This window comes from Acidimicrobiales bacterium (assembly GCA_035546775.1).
Lineage (GTDB): Bacteria > Actinomycetota > Acidimicrobiia > Acidimicrobiales > JACCXE01 > JACCXE01.
In genome coordinates this window covers 22,667-41,296 of sequence record DASZWD010000060.1, presented here as the reverse complement: position 1 = coordinate 41,296, position 18,630 = coordinate 22,667, and the positions used below count along the sequence as shown (strand labels likewise).

The 18,630-nt window shown below is 68.2% G+C and carries 20 protein-coding genes; 2 read left to right on the top strand and 18 right to left on the bottom strand.

What is annotated here, in order from left to right:
• Positions 1-33 precede the first annotated feature (33 nt).
• From VHC63_15245 to VHC63_15210, 8 genes are read right to left on the bottom strand one after another with little or no spacing between them, the layout of a single operon-like run.
• Entirely contained in the window at positions 34-1,503 is a 1,470-nt protein-coding gene (locus tag VHC63_15245) for a recombinase family protein (GenBank protein ID HVV37964.1), read from the bottom strand.
• Between the two features lie 15 nt (positions 1,504-1,518).
• Positions 1,519-2,268, bottom strand: coding sequence for a YebC/PmpR family DNA-binding transcriptional regulator (locus tag VHC63_15240; protein ID HVV37963.1), 750 nt, complete (start codon positions 2,266-2,268; stop codon positions 1,519-1,521).
• Positions 2,265-2,837, bottom strand: a complete 573-nt coding sequence (pdxT, locus tag VHC63_15235) for a pyridoxal 5'-phosphate synthase glutaminase subunit PdxT (protein HVV37962.1) — start codon at positions 2,835-2,837, stop codon at positions 2,265-2,267. Before pdxT ends, VHC63_15240 begins: the two co-directional genes overlap by 4 nt.
• 15 nt (positions 2,838-2,852) lie before the next feature.
• Complete coding sequence (pdxS, locus tag VHC63_15230) at positions 2,853-3,737, bottom strand: pyridoxal 5'-phosphate synthase lyase subunit PdxS (GenBank protein ID HVV37961.1); 885 nt, start codon at positions 3,735-3,737, stop codon at positions 2,853-2,855.
• On the bottom strand, positions 3,734-4,801 hold the full coding sequence (locus VHC63_15225) for a DUF3048 domain-containing protein (GenBank protein ID HVV37960.1): 1,068 nt from the start codon (positions 4,799-4,801) through the stop codon (positions 3,734-3,736). The genes pdxS and VHC63_15225 overlap by 4 nt, the downstream gene beginning before the upstream one ends.
• A 10-nt stretch (positions 4,802-4,811) precedes the next feature.
• Positions 4,812-5,846 carry a DUF3048 domain-containing protein gene (locus tag VHC63_15220; GenBank protein HVV37959.1) on the bottom strand — a complete coding sequence of 345 codons (1,035 nt, stop codon included), beginning with the start codon at positions 5,844-5,846 and terminating at the stop codon, positions 4,812-4,814.
• Positions 5,843-6,745 (bottom strand): M48 family metalloprotease, encoded by a 903-nt coding sequence (locus VHC63_15215; GenBank protein ID HVV37958.1) that lies wholly within the window; start codon positions 6,743-6,745, stop codon positions 5,843-5,845. The genes VHC63_15220 and VHC63_15215 overlap by 4 nt, the downstream gene beginning before the upstream one ends.
• Before the next feature lie 6 nt (positions 6,746-6,751).
• Positions 6,752-7,303, bottom strand: coding sequence for a LemA family protein (locus VHC63_15210; GenBank protein ID HVV37957.1), 552 nt, complete (start codon positions 7,301-7,303; stop codon positions 6,752-6,754).
• Positions 7,304-7,561: 258 nt separating this feature from the next.
• On the opposite strand from VHC63_15210, the gene VHC63_15205 reads away from it, so the two are divergent.
• Complete coding sequence (locus VHC63_15205; protein ID HVV37956.1) at positions 7,562-9,187, top strand: hypothetical protein; 1,626 nt, start codon at positions 7,562-7,564, stop codon at positions 9,185-9,187.
• Positions 9,188-9,286: 99 nt separating this feature from the next.
• On the opposite strand, the gene VHC63_15200 is transcribed toward VHC63_15205, so the two are convergent.
• The 9 genes from VHC63_15200 to VHC63_15160 all read right to left on the bottom strand — a co-directional run bounded on the left by VHC63_15200 (position 9,287) and on the right by VHC63_15160 (position 16,491).
• Positions 9,287-10,261, bottom strand: coding sequence for a class I SAM-dependent methyltransferase (locus tag VHC63_15200; protein HVV37955.1), 975 nt, complete (start codon positions 10,259-10,261; stop codon positions 9,287-9,289).
• Positions 10,262-10,340: 79 nt separating this feature from the next.
• Positions 10,341-11,420 (bottom strand): glycosyltransferase family 4 protein, encoded by a 1,080-nt coding sequence (locus tag VHC63_15195; protein ID HVV37954.1) that lies wholly within the window; start codon positions 11,418-11,420, stop codon positions 10,341-10,343.
• On the bottom strand, positions 11,417-11,893 hold the full coding sequence (locus VHC63_15190) for a PH domain-containing protein (protein HVV37953.1): 477 nt from the start codon (positions 11,891-11,893) through the stop codon (positions 11,417-11,419). The genes VHC63_15195 and VHC63_15190 overlap by 4 nt, the downstream gene beginning before the upstream one ends.
• Before the next feature lie 12 nt (positions 11,894-11,905).
• The gene (gene def, locus VHC63_15185) at positions 11,906-12,406 is read right to left on the bottom strand and encodes a peptide deformylase (protein ID HVV37952.1); all 501 of its coding nucleotides are present in this window, start codon (positions 12,404-12,406) and stop codon (positions 11,906-11,908) included.
• A gap of 4 nt (positions 12,407-12,410) precedes the next feature.
• A complete protein-coding gene (locus VHC63_15180) occupies positions 12,411-12,947 on the bottom strand; it encodes an ACT domain-containing protein (protein HVV37951.1) in 537 nt (178 codons plus the stop codon).
• Positions 12,948-12,957: 10 nt separating this feature from the next.
• A complete protein-coding gene (locus VHC63_15175) occupies positions 12,958-13,323 on the bottom strand; it encodes a metallopeptidase family protein (protein HVV37950.1) in 366 nt (121 codons plus the stop codon).
• Positions 13,324-13,331: 8 nt separating this feature from the next.
• Positions 13,332-14,408 carry a hypothetical protein gene (locus tag VHC63_15170; protein ID HVV37949.1) on the bottom strand — a complete coding sequence of 359 codons (1,077 nt, stop codon included), beginning with the start codon at positions 14,406-14,408 and terminating at the stop codon, positions 13,332-13,334.
• An 11-nt stretch (positions 14,409-14,419) separates the two neighbouring features.
• Positions 14,420-15,835, bottom strand: a complete 1,416-nt coding sequence (locus VHC63_15165) for a Mur ligase family protein (GenBank protein HVV37948.1) — start codon at positions 15,833-15,835, stop codon at positions 14,420-14,422.
• Entirely contained in the window at positions 15,832-16,491 is a 660-nt protein-coding gene (locus tag VHC63_15160; GenBank protein ID HVV37947.1) for an alpha/beta fold hydrolase, read from the bottom strand. Before VHC63_15160 ends, VHC63_15165 begins: the two co-directional genes overlap by 4 nt.
• A 96-nt stretch (positions 16,492-16,587) precedes the next feature.
• On the opposite strand from VHC63_15160, the gene VHC63_15155 reads away from it, so the two are divergent.
• Positions 16,588-17,865: an alpha-L-fucosidase gene (locus VHC63_15155; protein HVV37946.1), complete on the top strand. Its 1,278-nt coding sequence runs from the start codon at positions 16,588-16,590 to the stop codon at positions 17,863-17,865.
• Between the two features lie 7 nt (positions 17,866-17,872).
• Here VHC63_15155 and VHC63_15150 read toward each other — a convergent pair whose 3' ends face one another.
• Positions 17,873-18,562 (bottom strand): hypothetical protein, encoded by a 690-nt coding sequence (locus VHC63_15150; protein ID HVV37945.1) that lies wholly within the window; start codon positions 18,560-18,562, stop codon positions 17,873-17,875.
• Between the last annotated feature and the right edge of the window lie 68 nt (positions 18,563-18,630).

Below are 18,630 nucleotides of genomic sequence, written 5' to 3'. Positions count from 1 at the left end.
AACGCCCCTGCGGTGACAACATCGTCTTCGCGGCTAAGCGCGCCAACGAATGTTGTCGACGGGCACGCGATCTTCGATCGACGTGTGCCGCGCGTTCGTTGCGCGCTCGACGATGATGCGGTCAATGAACGCCGTGACAACCTCGCGTTGGACCTCCAGCGGCAACGTCGACCACTCCTTGCGCAGTTTTTTCGGGTTGCGCAACAACGCGTCGACGCGCGCGGGACGACTGCGTACCGTTGCCACCGCGGCGAGCGCCGCGTCTCGCCGTTCCATCAATGGCTTGCGCGCCGCCATCCATTCGGCGAGCGTGATCTCGCCGCGACCGCGCAGGGCCGCGAGTTCCGCTAGGTCGCGTTCGATTCGCTCCACGTCACCACTGACGGACGCGTCGGTCGTCGAGGCGTCGGCAAGCACGGTGCCGTCGAGCGCCGCGAACAGCGCCTCGATGACGTGGGTCTCAAGTTTCGCCGCGTCAACCGCCTGCGCGGGTCCACGCCGAACACCCGGCGCGCCACGCCCGGCGCCCGGGCGAACGGTGCGCGTCGCGTAGGTCGGTCGGTTGCGCGCGTTACCCCGCGGGTCGTCGCCAGCGCCACGGTCCATGCGGCCGTTCATTTGGTCGCCCTCGGGCGTGAACACGAGGCCCGCCAAGAGATACTTGCGAGCGGGGCGGGTGTGCTTACGCGACGGGTCGGCGAGCACGGCGCGCAGCTTCTCGTAGGTGTCACGGTCGAGCACCGGCTCCCATGTTCCCGGCCCCGCGACCTCGCGCCGATGGATGCGTTGCGCGATAACCGCCGGGTTCAGCAACGCGGTACGAATCGAGGTCGAGTTCCACTTGGCGGCCTTGCGCGGCTTAATGCCCGCGGCGTCGAGTTCGCGGGCGACGCGCAGCAGCGACGCGCCCTCAAGCACGCGGCGGGCCATGAGTTGCAGCACGTCGCGCTCGGATTCGTCGACCACATAACCTGGCGCGTACCCGTACGGCGGCGGCCCTGAGGGTGGTGTGCCCTTCGCCGCCAGTTCGTCCATTTTCGCTTGGATGCGTTCGCCCATTCGTTCGCTCTCATGTTGGGCCGCCGCGCCCAACATGCGTGCGACCATGCGGCCGGACGCTGTTGACAGGTCTACAAGACCCGCGGCGACGGTGTGCACAGTTGTATTGCCGCCCTCGATCACGTCGACGAGGCGCTCAAGGTCTCGCGTGCGCCGGTAAAGCCGGTCGGAGTGGTATACGACGACGGCGTCCACCTCGCGGTTGTCGAGCATGTCGACGAGCCGCTCAAACTGCGGACGACGTCGCTTCGCGTACGCCGACATGTCGTTATCAACGAGCACGTCGTCAGCGGCAACGTGGAGTCCGTGCGAACGAGCGAGGTCGCGGCACAACTTGACTTGCCGTTCCACGCCGAGCGCGTCGCCCGCTTCGTCCTTGGAGATGCGGGCGTAGATGGCGGCGCGACCAGCGCCCACGGCGCCGTCTCTGACAGCTAGGGCCATTGGCCCATGGTACGTCTACGCCAACACTGTTGTAAATAACTCGTCGGAGATGTCGAAGTTGGCGTAGACGTTCTGGACGTCGTCGTTGTCTTCGAGCGCGTCCATCATGCGCAGGACCTGCTTGGCCACGTTCTCTTCCGTGACCGGGACGGAGTTCTGCGGCAGCATCGTCGTCTCCGCCGAGTCGATGGCGATGCCGGCTTCCTCGAGCGCGGTGCGCAGCGCGGACAGATCCGCGGGCGCGCACGTGACCTGGAACACGTCGCCTTGCTCCGCGATGTCCTCGGCGCCGGCTTCGAGGGCGACCTCCATCAGCTGCTCCTCGCCGACCGAGGCCGGCACCATGATCACGCCTTTGCGCTCGAACTGCCACGACACCGCGCCGGGCTCGGCCATGGCGCCGCCGTTCTTCGAGAAGATCGAGCGCACTTCGGCGCCGGTGCGGTTGCGGTTGTCGGTGAGCGCGTCGACGAGCATGGCCACACCGCCGGCTGAGTACCCCTCGTACATCACCGACTCGTAGCGCACGCCTTCGGTCTCACCGGCGCCGCGCTTCGTGGCGCGCTCGATGTTGTCCATGGGGACGGAGCTGTCGCGCGCCTTTTGGATCGCGGCGCGCAGCGACGCGTTCATCGTCGGGTCGCCGCCGCCTTCGCGCGCCGCGACTTCGACCTGGCGCAGCAGCTTGGCGAACTGCTTCGCCCGCGCCGCGTCGGCCGCGCCCTTCTTGTGCTTGATGGTCGCCCACTTTGAATGTCCACTCACGACACAAATCCTTCCAAGAACAACTGGTGAATGCGAACGTCGCCGGAAAGCTCCGGGTGAAAGCTGGAGACGAGAACCGAGCCTGAACGGCACAGCACCGGCTCGTTGTCGATGGCGGCGAGGACTTCGACGTCGTCGCCGACGCGCTCCACGCGCGGTGCACGGATGAACACCGCGTGGAACGGGTTGTCCATCCCCAACACAGCCACGTCCGTCTCGAAGCTGTCGACCTGGCGCCCCCACGCGTTGCGCCGCACCCCGACGTCGATGGCGCCGAAGCTGCGTTGGTCGGCGCGCCCGTCGAGGACGTCGCTCGCCAGCAGGATCATCCCCGCACACGTGCCCAGCGCCGGCGTCCGGTCCTCGAGCAGCTTGGCGACGGGGTCGAAAAGGAGGCTGCGCTCGAGCAGCATCGACATGGTCGTCGACTCGCCGCCCGGCAACACGAGCGCGTCGACGCCTTCGAGGTGGTGCGGTTGCTTTACGGCGACGGTGTCGACGCCGAGGCGCGCGAACGCGTCAGCGTGGTTCTGGACCGCGCCCTGCACGGCCAGGATGCCGACCAACACCTGGAGGCACCGGCCCTACCACCCGCGGTCGGCGAGCGGCGTCTCGACCGACGCCGCGTCGATGCCGCGCATCGCCTCGCCGAGGCCGCGCGACACCTTGGCCACCACGTCGGCGTCGAGGTAGTGCGTGGTCGCCTCGACGATGGCGGCGGCGCGCCGCGCCGGGTCGTCGCTCTTGAAGATGCCCGAGCCGACGAACACGGCTTCGGCGCCGAGCTGCATGACGAGCGCGGCGTCGGCAGGGGTGGCGATGCCGCCGGCGCAGAACATCGGGACCGGCAGCTTGCCGATCGTCGCGATCTCTTCGACCAGATCGATCGGCGCCTGCAACTCCTTGGCCCAGCGGTACCGCTCGGCCGCGTCGGCAGTGCCGATGGCGCGGATGTCCTGGGTGATCTTGCGCAGGTGACGCACGGCGTGGACGACATCACCGGTGCCCGCCTCGCCCTTCGAGCGGATCATCGCCGCGCCCTCGCTGATGCGCCGCAGGGCCTCGCCCAGGTTGGTGGCGCCGCACACGAAGGGCACGTCGAAGCCCCACTTGTCGATGTGGTGCGCCTCGTCGGCCGGGGTGAGCACCTCAGATTCGTCGATGAAGTCGACGCCGAGCGCCTGGAGCACTTGCGCCTCGGCGAAGTGGCCGATGCGCGCCTTGGCCATGACGGGAATCGTGACGGCCGCCTTGATGCCTTCGATCAGCGCCGGGTCGCTCATGCGGGCGACGCCGCCGTCGCGGCGGATGTCGGCGGGCACGCGCTCGAGCGCCATGACCGATACTGCGCCGGCATCCTCGGCGATCTTGGCCTGCTCGGCGTCGACGACGTCCATGATGACGCCGCCGCGGAGCATCTCGGCGAGGCCCCGCTTGACGCGGTCGGTTCCGACAGATTTCTCGCTCATCGCTTCCCCAGCGTAGTGGTCGTCGCCGTCGCCGATTTCATCGTTATTACGCCGTTGGTGGGCACCAGCGAGACCCACACGCGGCCCACGGGCAGCAGGATGGGCGACCCGGTGGCCGTGTCGACGTAGGTCGTGACCGCCTTCTGCGTGGGCTTCGACCAGCGCGCCTGCACGACGGCGCCGTCGCAGGCAACTTGGGCCTTGCCCGTCCCGGTAATGACCGCCTCGTCGACGCCGAAGTTGGCGCGGTCGGTGTACGGCGTCGGCTGGTACGGGACGGTCTCGAGGATGATGCAGCTCGTCGACAGGCGCGAGTGGTCTTCGAGGACGTGCACCGTCCCGTTGGTCGAGCGCAGCCACAGCTGCTTCGACGCGTCCCACGTCCAGTCCGCCGTCGTCAGCGAACCGAACACGACCCGCAGGCCGGTGATCGGCTGCGCGGAGGGATTGGCCTGGCCGAACGACGTCCCAGGGCGCACGCGGGCGAACAGCGGTGGCGGCGGGGCGACGCCGGGCTTGAGCTGGGCCCGCAGCTTCGTCGTGTTCGCGTAAGTCGCATACGGCCGCACCTTGCCGGCGCGCTTGTAGACACCGACGCTCGGGTCGTCGCTTTCGGTGACGGTCAGCACGCCCGTCGCCTTCACCTTGTTGATGAACGGCGTGATGCCGCCGCTGAACGCGAATACGCCGCCGATCGGCGCCACCACCGCCGCGTCCGTCGACCGCACCGAACGGACCGGCCCGACGACGGTCGCGTCCTTCGACTGGAACACCGACAAGAAGCGGACGACGGAGCCTTCGACGCGTTCTTCGTAGATCACATCCGCGTCGTTGAGGCCGATCTGGGGGCGCGCCTGGGGCGAGTTGTCGACCTTGACGATCACCGCCGGCCGGCGTGCGACCGACGGGCTGACGAGCGCGCCGGTCAACGGCGACGCCTCGGTGTCGACGGTCGTCGACGTGGAAGGGATCGTCGGCGCCAGTTCGCCGTTGCCCGTCTCGCTGAACGACGACTTCTTGCCTGAACATGCGGTCGCCACCAACAGCAGTGCGATCGCCGCCATCAGGCGGCGACTAACCAACGGACGCGTTACCTGGCGCGGGCAGCTCGACCCAGGTCTGGCCGGGCAGCAGGTCGATCGCCTTGCCGCCGGCGTCCTTGAGTTCGATCGGCGACGCATCGGCGGGCTTGGCCCAGGTGCCTTTCGTGAGTTTCCCGTCGCGGATGACCCAGGCCTCGCCCCCACCCGTGAGGGTCGCTTCGGGCACGATCGAATTGGACCGGTCGCGCTCGCCGGTGTCGGGATACTGCACGAACATCACCACGATGTTGCGCGGGGCGATGGCGGCGCCGTTGGCGTCGGTCGTCGCCTGACCCTCCTGCACGCGGTGCGGCGCACCCCCCGGCCAGGTCCACTCGACGCTGGTACTCGTCGCCCGGTCGGGCATCTTCCAGTGCAGGTCGAGCTTGGCGACGGCGCTGCCCTCCGCCGTGGTGCCGGCAGCGGCGAAATGGAACAGCGGCTTCGCCGCGGTCGCGTCCTTCGCCGCCGCGGCTTCGTAGAACACGTGCGTGCTCGAGAACAGGTTGTACGGCGCCGGGCGCGAGCCGTCGCGGTGATACGCCGTCGGCAGCTTGTCGGGGTGCAGGTCGATCACCGGCGCCCGGTCGATGAGCGACTGGAAGTCGCCGTTGGTGCCCGAGTAGGCGAACAGCGGCTTCCCGATCGCTTCGGCGATGTGCAGGTCCGTCGAGCGCGCCGAGCGGATCGGCCCGATCGTGGCGGCGTCCTTCGACTGGAAGATCGCCATCAGGCGGGTGATACCGCCTTCGACGCCTTCGCACACGACGATGTCGGCCGAGCCGATGCCTGATTGCGGATACGACTTGGCGGCGTAGTTGTCGATCTTGACGATCAGCGCGGGGCGGTTGCGCGTCGCCGCGTCGGCCGGCAGACCCGTCAGCGGCGCGACGTCGGCCGACGCCGCCGCCGCGGTCGTCGACGTCGCCGCCTTGCGCGTCGTGGTCGACGATTTGTCGGAGCCCTTCGACCCGCACGCGGCAAGCAGGGCGGCGGCCACGACGGCCGCCACGACGACGCGTCTCACAGTTCGCGCAGCGCTTCGATGCGCTCCTCGAGCGGCGGGTGCGTGTCGAAGAGGCGGCCCAGCCACGCCAGGCGGCCTTCTTCTTGACGGCGGGCGACGGGCGCCTCGATCCACAGATGCGCAGTGGCGCGCGAACCAGAGTGCACGACGGTCTGGTCCTCCTTGAGCTTTTCCAGCGCGGAGATGAGACCGGGGGGATACCGCGTTAGCGCCACGCCTGAAACATCGGCCAGCGATTCACGCCGCCGCGAGACGGCGAACTGCATCAACTGCGCCGCAATCGGGGTGAAGATCAGGAGCACGAACCCGAGGATGGCGAAGATGGCCTGCGGGCCCATGTTGTCGTCGTCGCGCCGGCGCCCGCCGCCCCAGAAGATCGCCCGCAGCCCCCAGTCCGACAGCAGCGCCACGATGCCCACCATGGTGACGGCGAGCGTCGACACCAAGATGTCGTAGTTCTTGACGTGGCTGAGTTCGTGGGCGAGCACCCCTTCGAGTTCGACCCGGTTCATCTTGTCGAGCAATCCGGTTGTCACCGCCACTGCCGCGTGCTGCGGGTTGCGCCCGGTCGCGAACGCATTCGGCGCCGGGTCGTCGATCACATAGACGCGGGGCTTGGGTAGACCGGCAGCGATGCACAACCCTTCGACAAGGTTGTGCAGGCGGGCGTACTCCGTGGGGTCAGCGGGCTTGGCGTGACTCATCGCCAACGCCACGGCGTCGGACTTCCAGTACGCCGCCACCGAACTCACCAGCGCGATCACGAGCGCAGCCAGCAGACCGGCCACGCCGTAGCCGAGCAGTTCGTTGAATGCCCAGGCGACGAGGAACACCAGCACCACGAAGGCGCCGATCAGGATGACGGAGCGCCGTTTGTTCGACGCGACTTGGTCGTACAAGGGGTTCTAGAACTTGACCTGCACCGGGCCGCGCGACTCGTCGCCGGCCTCGAAGTACTCGCGGGCGGTGAAACCGAACTGCTTGGCGATGACGTTCGAGGGGAACGACTGGATCGACGTGTTATACGACCGGACGGTGTCGTTGTAGAACTGCCGCGCGTAGGCAACCTTGTCCTCGGAGGCCGTCAACTCCTCCTGCAGACTGAGGAAGTTCTGATTTGCCTTGAGGTCGGGATAGGCCTCCGAGACGGCGAAGAGCGACTTGAGCGCACCACTCAGCACGTTCTCGGCCGCCGCCTTGTCGGCGGGGCCCTGGGCGCTGATGGCGTTGGCGCGCGCCTGGGTGACGCCCTCGAGCACGCTCTTCTCGTGGGCGGCGTAGCCCTTCACGGTTTCCACGAGGTTCGGAATCAAGTCGTGGCGGCGCTGCAACTGCACGTCGATCTGCGACCACGCGTTCTCGATGCGATTCCGCAGCCGGACGAGACGGTTGTACATGCCCATCACGATGAAGCCGATGATGAGAACCACCACGACGATGACGATGACGAGACCCATGTCGCGCAGTGTAGGGCTCGGCGGAGTGACTACGGCGACGGCCACGCGGCAATCCGCGAATCGGCCAAAGCTGGTCGGCAAATGCCGCGACCTGCACAAACAGGGTCGTGACTAGTCAGTTTTGGCTAGGCAAAACGCGCGTGGGAAATGGTCCGGAGGGACGATGGTTAGCCACTCCTCGCTTCGGCACATTGCTTGGGACACACCCCGTCCATCCACAACTTCTGGGGAGATCCCATACCCATGCGATTCGCACGAGTGGCTGCCACTGCCACCGCTTTGTCCCTCGCCGGTGCTGCCACCCTGGTCAGTCCGGCCCACGCCGCAACGCCTGGCGTCGGAACCTCCGCTGCGTCGAGCTCGCTGCTCAACGTCGCGCTGGGCTCGAACGGCTCGTTGCTCAACCTGAAGGTCCTCGCCGACGACGCGCGTTCGACCATCGACCCGTCGGTCGCGGCCCCCGAGGCCTTCAGCCGGCTCAACGCCCTTTCGATCACCTCGAGCGTGCTGCCGGCGCCGCTGAACAACATCAGCCTGCCGGTCGTCGAGTCCCGCACCCCGGGCGGTCAGCCCAGCGTCGCCGGCCCCGGCCTGAACCTCAGCAGCATCGGCAGCATCAGCCTGCCGGTCTCGATCCTCGGTGGCGTCCTGCAGCCGGCCAGCCTCACGTCAAGCCTCGACGGTGGCGTCGCCAAGTCGGGTCTCACGTCCACGCTCGGCAACCTGACCCTCGTGGGTGGCCTGATCAAGGCCGCGGGCCTCGAGTCGACGCTCGGCACGACCGCCGCCACCAGCGACGCTGACGGCAGCCGTTCCATCAAGGCCGGCACGATCAACGTGCTCGACCTCGGCGCTCTGCTCAACGGTCTCGGCATCCCGCTGACCGCGCTCCCCCTCGGTGCCGTGAGCTCCATCCTCTCCACCCTCGGCGTGCCGGTGGCGGGCGTCCCGACTTCCCTGACGCTGAACAGCTTCGTCGACGAACTGAACAGCACCCTCGACGCCCTCCAGACGCAGCTCACCACTGCGACGAGCACCGTTACCCAGACGCTCGACAGCACGGTCGGCAGCATCCTCGGCGGGCTCAACCTGCCGGTGCCGACGGTCGGCGACGCCGTGGCTCTCGTCAACCAGACCATCGACCAGGTGCAGGCGCTCGTCAGCCAGGTGCTGAACACGGCGCTCAAGGCCCTCGACAACGTCTCGCTGCTGAAGCTCGGCGGCGTGGAAGTCGGTGCGAACACCAAGGCCGGCGAGTCGGTCAACGACTCGGTGGCCGACATCGTCGCCAAGATCGGCTCGATCAACGTCGGCGGCCTGACGCTGCCCGGCCTCGACCTCGGCTCGACCCTCGCCCAGGTCAACAGCGTCGTGAACACGGTCAACAGCACGCTGTCGAGCGTGCTCGGCGCCATCAGCCCTGACCTGGCCAGCCTCGTGCACGTCTCGATGTTCCAGAAGGATGCGGCCACCGGCGTCACCAAGGACGGCGGCTACGTCAAGTCCCTCGCCGGCGTCAGCGCCCTCTCGGCGTCGATCGTCCCGCCGCTCAACCTGACCTCGATCGTCAACGGTCTGCTCGGTCAGGCCGGCACCGCCGGCATCGGTTCGGTCCTCACGGGCCTCGGCGGCACCCTGCCCGTCGTCGACACGGCGATGACCACCCTCAACGGCCTCCTCGGCACGGCGGTCAACGCCCTCGCCGGTGGCGCCTCGATCAAGCTGGCGAGCGTTACTTCCGGCGCCAGCTTCACCACCCCGGTTGCCACGACGAACGGGTCCCTGCCCCGTACCGGCGGCAACGCCCAGATGGCGCTCCTCGGCATGGCTCTGGTCATCGCCGCTGTCGCCTCTCGCCGCTTCGTCTTGGCGCACCGGGCTTAGTAGCAACACCAAGTAACACCTGAGCCGATCCCCGTCGGCTCGAGCAACCTCCGCAGCCCCTGGGTTTTGACCACCCCAGGGGCTGCGGCGCGTCCGGGGTCAGACCGTGCGCGCCTGGCGTTTGCGTTCGTTCGAGCCGACGCGGTTGGCGAGTTCCTTCACGTACCACGACGGGTTCTCGGCGCGCGTGCCGCGCAGGACGACCTTGTGCAGTCGGTTGCCGCCGATGGCGTCGAGCACGAACCGGTTCACTTCTACGACGGGCTCGAAGCCGGCGACGACCATCATCTGACGCAGACAGGCGACGTTCATGTACCACCACACCTCGCCCGGCGCGAGGAACTGCGCGGCGGGTACGTCGCCGAGCGCGTCGAGCTCGGGTGAGTACACATCGGCGATCACGAGTTCGCCGCGGCACACCGAGTAGGCGCGCTCGATGGCGAGTTGCGGGTCACGCAGGTGGAGGAGCACGTCGGAGATGAACACGAAGTCGAACATCCCGTCGACCTTCGGATCGAGGTCGTAAACGCTGCGCTCGACGCGCTGCACCTTGGAGCCGAGGATCCGCTGGGCCGTCTTGAAACCGTCGCCACCCGAACCGGTGAGCCCGAAGCCTTCGGGGTCGCGCAGCATGAGGCGGGGGCAGTCGATGTCGATCTTCTTCGGAAGGTCGATGCCGACGACGTCGGTGGCGCCGCGGCGCTCGAACTCGAAGGCGAAGAATCCGTCGAAGGTCGCGATGTCGAGGCAGCGCATGCCCGACATGTCCTCCGGCAATTTGTAGAGCGGCATCTGGGCACGGTGGTCGGCGAACCCCGGTGTGCGCACCCCGTGACCCAAATCGAGCGTGTGATACCACATGTGCCCGCCGATCTGATCGACGATCGCCGCCGCTTCCGGTGAGCTTTTCGCCAGCTGCTCGAGTTCCTCACGCGTCACGCGCGGCTGCTGGACGATGGGTGTTTGATCGGGTTTGCCACTGAGGAGGCGGTTGTCGAACAGCTTGCGAGCGCGGCCCTTCGGCGCCGCTACGAAGTCGAGCGGGCCCAGGCGAAGTCGCTTGAGCTGTTCCATTGGCTTGGGCACGAAAAAGGCCTCCCTGGGCAAAGCGGATTCATTGATAACTCGTGGCCCGAAAAAATCTTGCGAATCGCTACAGCATCGAGCGGTAGATCTCGACATAGGCCGATGCGAGCTTGGGCATGGCAAAGTCCTCGGCGCGTACCCGACCCGAGGCCACCAGCTCGGCGCGACGCGCCGGGTCGTCGAGGAGTTCGTTGAGCGCTTTGGCCAGCCCGTCGATGTCTTCGGGCGCCACCAGCACGGCGTCTTCGTCGGGACGGGCCACGGCGCGATAGCCCGGTAGGTCGCTGGCGACGATGGCGGTGCCGGCCGCCATCGCCTCGAGCAGCACGACACCGAAGCTTTCTCCGAACAGCGACGGCGCGCAGAACACGTCGGCACCGGCGAGGCGGCGCGCCAGTTCCTCGTCGTCGACGCGACCAAGCCAGTGCAGGCGGGTGTCGTTGGCGTACTGCTGCTTGAGCGCGTCGGTCTCGGGGCCTTGCCCCACGATCCACAGCGTCACGTCGTCGGGTAGCGCCGCGGCGGCCTCGAGCAGACAGCGCAGGCCCTTGCGCGGTTCGTGGCGGCCGAAGAACAGCACCGTCGGGCCCGTCGTCGGCCACGGTTCGGCGGTCGAGAAACGCTCGACGTCGATGCCGTTGAACAAGACGGTGAACTCACCACCGACGCCGTCGCGGGCGGTGCGCAACGCGTCCTGCGATACCGCGACGCGCCGAGTCAGCCGCTTGCCGAAGCGCCGCGTGATCGGCGACAGGAAGGTGTACGCGCGACTGGCGCCGGCGCGATGGAACGTGCCCACCATCGGCGTGTCGCAGAACAGCACCGCGGTGAGCGACGGGCCCGGCACGAGCGGCTCGTGCACGTGCACCACGTCGAACTGCTCGCTACGCAGCGCCCGAATCGTGCGCACCGCGGCCGATGGGTCCGGTGCGATCGGCGCCACCGAACCGTTGGTGGCGAACGGGATGGACGCGCCGAGGGCCGTCACGTCGGGTTCCGGCGGCGGCCCGTCACAGGGCGCGAGGATGCGCACCACGTGGCCCTGGTCGCGCAGCGCCCGCGCCAGCGCCACCACCTGCATCTGCACGCCGCCCGGGATGGTGAGGCTGTACGGGCACACCATGCCGATGCGGATCGGTTGGGTCACTGGTGTCTCGCCTCGATGGTGCGGTGCACGGCGTTCTGGAGTTCGAACGGGTTGCCGAAGTCGGAGAACACTTCTTGGCCGCGCTCGCCGCCGGATTCGATCATGAGGTCGCCGGCGCCGATGACGCGCTCGAACAACGACTGGTGACACGACAGGTCCATGATCCGGTCAAGCGGGATCTCGCGTGAATCACGACTGAACACGCCGCGGCGCGTCACGAGGCGGTCGGTGGTGAGGACGAAGTCGGTGGACCGCCAGCGGATGTAGACCACGAGCAGGTTCAACACGGCCAACAGGATGAGGGCGATGCCGATGTAGTTGACCGTCTTCCCGTCGAACTGCACGACGATGAAGATCGCGACGGCGATCGCCAGCACCAGCCGGGTCACGACGCCCGCGAAGATCCACCAATGGGGGTGCACGTCGATGACGACTTCCTCACCCTCGTTCAGCAGCTTCTCCGGAAAGGCCATGGGACCGGAACGCTACTTGTAAACCTTGCGGCGGAAGACGGCCGCGCGACCGGCGACGCGGTCGAGGAAGAGCAGGCCGTCGAGATGGTCGAGCTCGTGTTGCACCGCCCGCGCCTCGAAGCCGCGGAACTCGTCGCGGAACGACGCCCCGGTGGCGTCCTGCCACGCCACCACGAGTGCACTGGCGCGGGCGACGTCGGCGGTGAAGTCGGGGACGCTCATGCACCCTTCGCGTGCAATGTCGCCGTCGGACCGCGACTCGATTATGGGATTGACCAGCACCAGCTCGCCGTGGTTCACCGGAGCCTTCTTGTGCCCGCGCAGGTCGATGACCGCGACGCGCGCGCTGACGCCGATCTGGGGTGCGGCCAGACCCACGCAGCCCGGCGATGCCCGCATCGTGTCGAGCAGGTCGACGATCAGCTCGCCGAGGGCGTCGTCGAACGCGACGACGGGAGGCGTCGGCGTCGCCAATACAGGATCCGGAAGTCCGACGACGGGGCGAACGGCCACCGCGTCAGAGGATGTCAGCTGCGGATTCGTGGGCGCGGCAGGTCACGCCGAGCTGCGCCGCGACCGTGTCGAGCCGCTGCTGCAACGTGGCGCCATCGACGCCTTCGGGCAACGACACGTCGAGGAGCATCACGTAGGCCGGTCCCCCGTCGCCGGGAACCACGCGGGTGGCGAGGTCGACGACGTTCACACCGAGGTCGGCGAGCGCCTGCGCGATGCCGTTGACGATGCCGGGGTGATCGGCGCCGTGCACGTTGACGGTCCACAACTCCCCCGGAGCCGACACCACGCTCACCGCGTCGATCGTGCGCACCATCGTGACCAGGTGAAGATCGGCGGCGACCGGCGCCAGCGCCGCCTCGAGCGTGGCGGCGTCGAGTTCGGGTGGGCCGGACACGACGAGCATCATGCTGAAGTGGCCACCGAGGATCGCCATCGCGGTGTCCTCGATATTGCAGTCGCGGGTGACGAGCACGCCGGTGACGGCGGCGACGATGCCGGGTCGATCGGCCCCGATCGCCGCGAGCGAAAAGCGCGCCATCGGCGGCGGCTTACGCCCAGCCGAGTTCGTGCAGGCGGGCGTCGCTGAGACCGAAGTGATGCCCGACTTCGTGGATGACGGTGACGCGCACTTGGTCGACGACTTGTTCGTCGGTCTCACAAATAGCGCAGATCGAGCGGCGAAAAATCGTGACGCGGTCAGGCATCACCATGCCGGCCCCCACGCCGCCGGCGCCGTAATTGGCCCGCTGCGTCAGCGGCACGCCTTCGTAGAGGCCGAGCAGCCGTCCGGGCGGCGCGAAGTCGTCGACGACGACGGCGATGTTGTCCATCTTCGAAGCGATGTCTTCGGGGATCGAGTCGAGGGCGTCGCCGACGAGGGTGGCGAAGCGCGCCGGGGATACGTCGACCGACACGCAGGCCACTATGCCAGCTTCGACGCGATGGAGGCGCTGTTGCGCAGGACCGACCCGTCGGCGCCGGCGGCGGAGTACTGCGCCGTCGGGCGCGCCGCGGCCTCGGCGATCATGTCGTCGAGGAGTTGCTTGAACGGCACCACCGGGTCGACCCACAGGAACCACGACAGCGAACCCGGAATGGTGTTGATCTCGTTGAGATAGAGCGCGTCGCCGTCGAGCAGGAAGTCGATGCGGGCGACGCCGCGCACGTTGGCCAGCGTCGCGGCCTCGCGTGCGTAGGCCCGCAGCTTGTCTTCGACGTGGGAGGGCAGCTGCGCCGGCAGCTCCCGCGGCGCGGTGGCCATGCCTTCACCGCCGACGTACTTCTCCTTGTAGGAGTAGATGTCGCCGCCCGCACGCGTGGGCTTTTCGACCGCGCTGAGTTGCAACTCGGGGTGCAGCCGAACCGCCACGTTCAAGTCGACGGACTGGGGACGGTACGGCTCGATGACTGCGCCGCGCGCCAGGTGCGGGTTGGCACCGAGTCGGGCACGCGCCGTGTCCACCGTGTCGACCACGTCGATGCCGATCGAGGAGCCGCCAAAGCGCGGCTTCACGATGTACGGACCGTCGAACTCCGCTTTGGTCACATCGGTCAGCGCCACGCGGGGCAGCACGGGGATCCCGGCAGCAGCACACACCGCACCGAAGGCGAGCTTGTCCATGCCGAGTGCCGCGCCCTCGACCGACGGGCCGGTGTAGCGCACCCCTGCAAGATCGAGCGTCGCCTGGATCGTTCCGTCTTCGCCCGGGCCGCCGTGACAGCAGTTGACGACGACGGCGTCGTAGCTCTTCTCGCGACCGAGACCACCCTTCGCGCTGATGCCCCCGCCGACGGCGATGCGCGCCGGCTTGGCGCCGCGGGGCACGCCGTCGGCGAAGTCCTTGCCTTCGAGCGACGAGTCGACGATCACGAAGTCGCCGGCGCGGGTCCAGTAGAGCGACTCGCTCGTGCCCAGCGTGCGCGCCGCCTGCAAGCCGGTGTGCACGCTCACGTCGTGTTCGGGAGATGGGCCGCCGAAAAGAACCAACGCCTCAGCCACAGGGAGCGAGCCTACCTATAGATGTCGGGCACGTCGTTCTCGTAGAGCACGGCGTCGCCGGCGGTCAGGTTGCTGCGTACCCACGCCGCCGCTTTCTCGCGCGTGCGGAATTTCTTCACCTCGACGTTGGTACCTGCGAGCCCTTTGAGCAGCGCCTTGCGATTGGTGTGGCCGACGACGCCCACGATCGACGCCACGGCGGCCGCGTCGGTGGCGAACTTCGCGTTCTCCTCGAACTGCCGGGGGCCGAGCTCGATCATGCCCGGCGTGATCAACACTTTGCGGCCGCCGGGCGAGCCCGACGACGCCAGCCGCGCCAGCGCCCGCCGCGCGCCCGCCGGATTGGAGTTGAACGTGTCGTCGAGCACCACCGCGCCCGAGGGCGCCGTCGCGGTTTCGAGGCGATGCGACGCCACCGGCGCCGAGTCGAGGCGCGTCACGATGTCGGCCATCGGCACGCCGAGCGCCCGCGCCGCCGCGATGGCACAGGCGACGTTGGTCGGCGCCGTCGGCAACTGCGCCACGCGGCCGGCCAGCGCGCCGTTCTCGTACACGCGCGCGCCGTCGTCGTCGGCGAGCACGGCCACATCCGCGTCGACGCGGGTGGCCGACGCTCGCAACAAGCGCTTCTTGCCTTCCGCGGCGATGGAGTCGGCCAGTTTGGCCAGCCGCTCGTCGTCCTCGTTGAGGATGACGGTGCTCGCCGTCTCCAGAATCTCGGACTTGGCGGTCAGGGTGACGTCCTCGGACCCGAAGCGTTCGAGGTGGACGGGCCCAATGGCGGTGATCATCGAAATCGTCGGCGGGCACCACGCGCACAGCGCGGCGATCTCCCCCGGGCCGTACGTGCCCATCTCGGCGACGAACACGTCGGTGCCGGGGCTGAGGCCTTCGTTGACGGCCCGGGCGAGGCCGGCGCGGTTGTTGAAGCTTGCCGGACTCGCGGCCACCGACTTCGTGCCGTTCACGAGGTGGGCGAGCACGACCTTGGTCGACGTCTTGCCGTAGCTGCCGGTAATCCCGACGATCGTCGGCGCGATCGTCTTCAGCTTGTCGGCGGCCTGCGTGAGGAACGGCCTGAGGGCGCGCTCTTCGATCGGCGTGGCCACCAGCAGCGCGCCGTCGACCGTCGCCGGCAGCAGCACCAGGGTGAGCAACGACGCCAGCCACAGCGGCGCCAGCGCGGCAAGGGCGGCGAGCACCCCGACGTCGATGACCACCGTGAGCGCCGCCAGCACGCGCAGGCGGCGCGTCCACACCAGCTTCGACGTGCGCCCGAAGAACGGCAGGCCGACGCCGACGCGGAACCAGCGGACGGCGAAGCGCGTGACCGAACCGGCGAGGTAGTGCTCGCGCTGGGCGACGCGCAGCCAGCGCAACGCGTCGAGCAGGGTGAGCAGTTGCAGCGCGACAACGACCACGATCACGCGCAAAGGTCCTTGATCGCGACGCGCAGGGCGTCGGTGGCCGTCAGCGGCGTCATATGGCCGGCGCCGGGCACGACGGTGAGCGGCGCTCCGGTGCGCTGCGCCAGCTGCTCGGCGACGGCGAGCGGCGCGGCGGTGTCGTCGTCACCCCACACGAGTCGGAGCGGGCAGCGGATAGCGGCGATGGCGTCGTCGTAGTTCTCGGCCACGAGCTTCACGAAGGTGGCGCGCATTTCGGGTGACGCGTTGGCGTAGTCGGCCGAGCCGTATTTCTGCCGCGCCGCTTCCATGCGCGCGTCGGAGATCACGCCGCGTTGGTGGAGCCATCGCACGATGCGATACCCACTCTTCGGCTTGGCCGCGGCGCCGACGCGGATGATCGGGGCGCCCGTCAGTACCAGGCCGCGCAGGAGTTCGGGATACGCCGCGGCCACGTGCACGCCGATGCGGCCGCCGAGGCTGTGACCCACCACCACCGGTGGCTCGGGCAGGGCCCGCAGGACCTCGGCCACGAGGGCCGCGTACTCGGGCGAACCCCACGCGGTGGGCGGCGGCGGGGTCGCGCCGAAGCCGGGAAGGTCGAGGGCGATGGCGTCACAACCGGCCAGCACGGCGTCGAAGTCGGCGTGGGTGCGTCCCCACCCGTGCAGCGCCACAACCCGGGCGATGTCCCCCCGGCCGTAAGTGTCCCCAAAGATTCGCCCCTCGGCGAAAGTGCTCAGCACAGCGCCCTCAAACTACGTTCCAGCGCCGTGACTGACGGATTTCGTTCGCAGGGGCTCGACGATTGGTTCATCGGAGCAGGCTTTGGCGTGTTCGTGCACTGGGACCACGCCAGCCAGCAGGGGCTCGAAACCTCGTGGCCGTTGACCGGTGGCATCTCGGTGCTGCCCAGCAGCTGGGACGTGCCCGTCGCGCAGTACCACGCCAGCGCCGCCACCTTCGACCCGGTGAACTGGGACCCCGTCGCCTTCGCCCGCCGTGTCAAGGAGGCCGGTGCGACCTACCTCGTGTTCACGACGAAGCACCACTCCGGTTATGTGATGTGGGATACCGCGACCACCGACTGGTCGATCATGCATTCGCCCTACGGCAAGGACATCGTCGGTCCGCTGGCTGACGCGTTGCGCGCCGAGGGTCTGCGCGTCGGCTTCTATTTCTCGCTGTGCGACTGGCACGAGCCGACGTACCCGGCCTTCGCCGAAGAGCACAAGCCCTACGTCCTGGGCTCGTCGCCGCCCCTGCCGAGCGAGGAGGACGCCGAGAAGTTCCGCGCCTACCTGAAGGCTCAGCTGACCGAGTTGCTCACCCACTACGGCCAGATCGACGAGTTGTGGTTCGACGGTGGCTGGGAGCGCCCGCTGCCGTGGTGGGAGCCGAAGGAACTCGAGCAACTCATCCGCGGGTTCCAGCCCAACATCGTCATCAACGACCGCCTCTACGGCGTCGCCGACTTCACCACGCCGGAACAGTTCGTGCCGGCCCAGCCGCTCCCCGGCCCGTGGGAAACGTGCATGACGATGAACGACTCGTGGGGGTGGGTCCCGACCGACACCAACTACAAGTCGTCGACCCAGATCATCCACACGCTCTGCGAGATCGTGAGCAAGGGCGGCAACTTCCTGTTGAACGTGTCACCGATGGGCGACGGGTCGATCCCCGACGTGCAGATCGAGCGTCTCGACGCCGTCACCCGCTGGATGGCCAAGCACCGCGAAGCCGTCGTCGGGGTCACGCCCGGTCTCGAGCCGTGGCAGTTCTACGGGCCCTCGACGCGCCGCGACGGGCGGATCTACGCCATCGCCATCGCCAAGCCCTACGAGTCCGTCACCGTGCGCGGCATCCCGGTCAAGCGGGTGAAGGCCGTGACCGCGCTCGGCACCGGCGCCGCGCTCAAGTTCAAGCGCCATACCGAAATCATGCAATCGTTCTTGCCCGATCCGACGGGAGAGATCACGGTGTTCGTGCCCGAGGGCGAGATCGACGAGTTCGCCACCGTCCTCGCCATCGACATCGACGGGGAGTTCTGACCGCGGGTTAGACCTTGTCGGCGGCCTTCTGGGCGACGTTGATCACGTCGTTGCCCGTGAGCCCGGGCGCGTTGCCGAGGTGGAGGAAGGTCAGCTGCACGATGAACGCGCCCTTGCGCACCATCACGATCGGGCCACCGAGCGTCGCCGACGACCCGTCGGGATTGGTGACGGTTCCGCTCAGCGCGGCCGCGACCGAACCGTCGGCGATCTTCGGGAACGCGTACGTTGCGATCTCACCTGACGTGCGCGTGCCGTCGGTGTCGGAGTGGCTAAAGGTCGTGCACGCCGAGATGCCGGCGGATTCGGCGTCGAAGTAGTTCTTGGCGACGTCGGCCGACCCCAGCGAGGTGACCTGCTCGTCGACGAACTGCGTCGTCGTGGTGTCGTCGCCGTTCTGGAACGACGCCTCGACCGAGTGCACGATCGACTTCTGGAATTGCTCGTCGACGTTGTCGATGGCGGCGCACCCCATCGGCGTGGTGTCGTTCTTGTCGACGTCGAGGCTGACGCGGTTGTAGCCGGGAGGCAGGTCCGCGGCGGCGAGCGCCTTGGCCTGCATTGCCTCTCCCGACGCGGCCGTCGTCGTCGTGGCGGCCTCGGCGATGGTTGTCGTCGACGCGGTGTCGCCACCGCCGCTCTTGCAGGCTCCGCCGAGCAACGCCACCGACGCGACCAAGATGAGAACTTTGCGCACAATCGCGTCAGGTTAAGCATCGCCGAGCATCCGCGAACGCGTCACACCCTCTCGGTACGTTGCGAGGG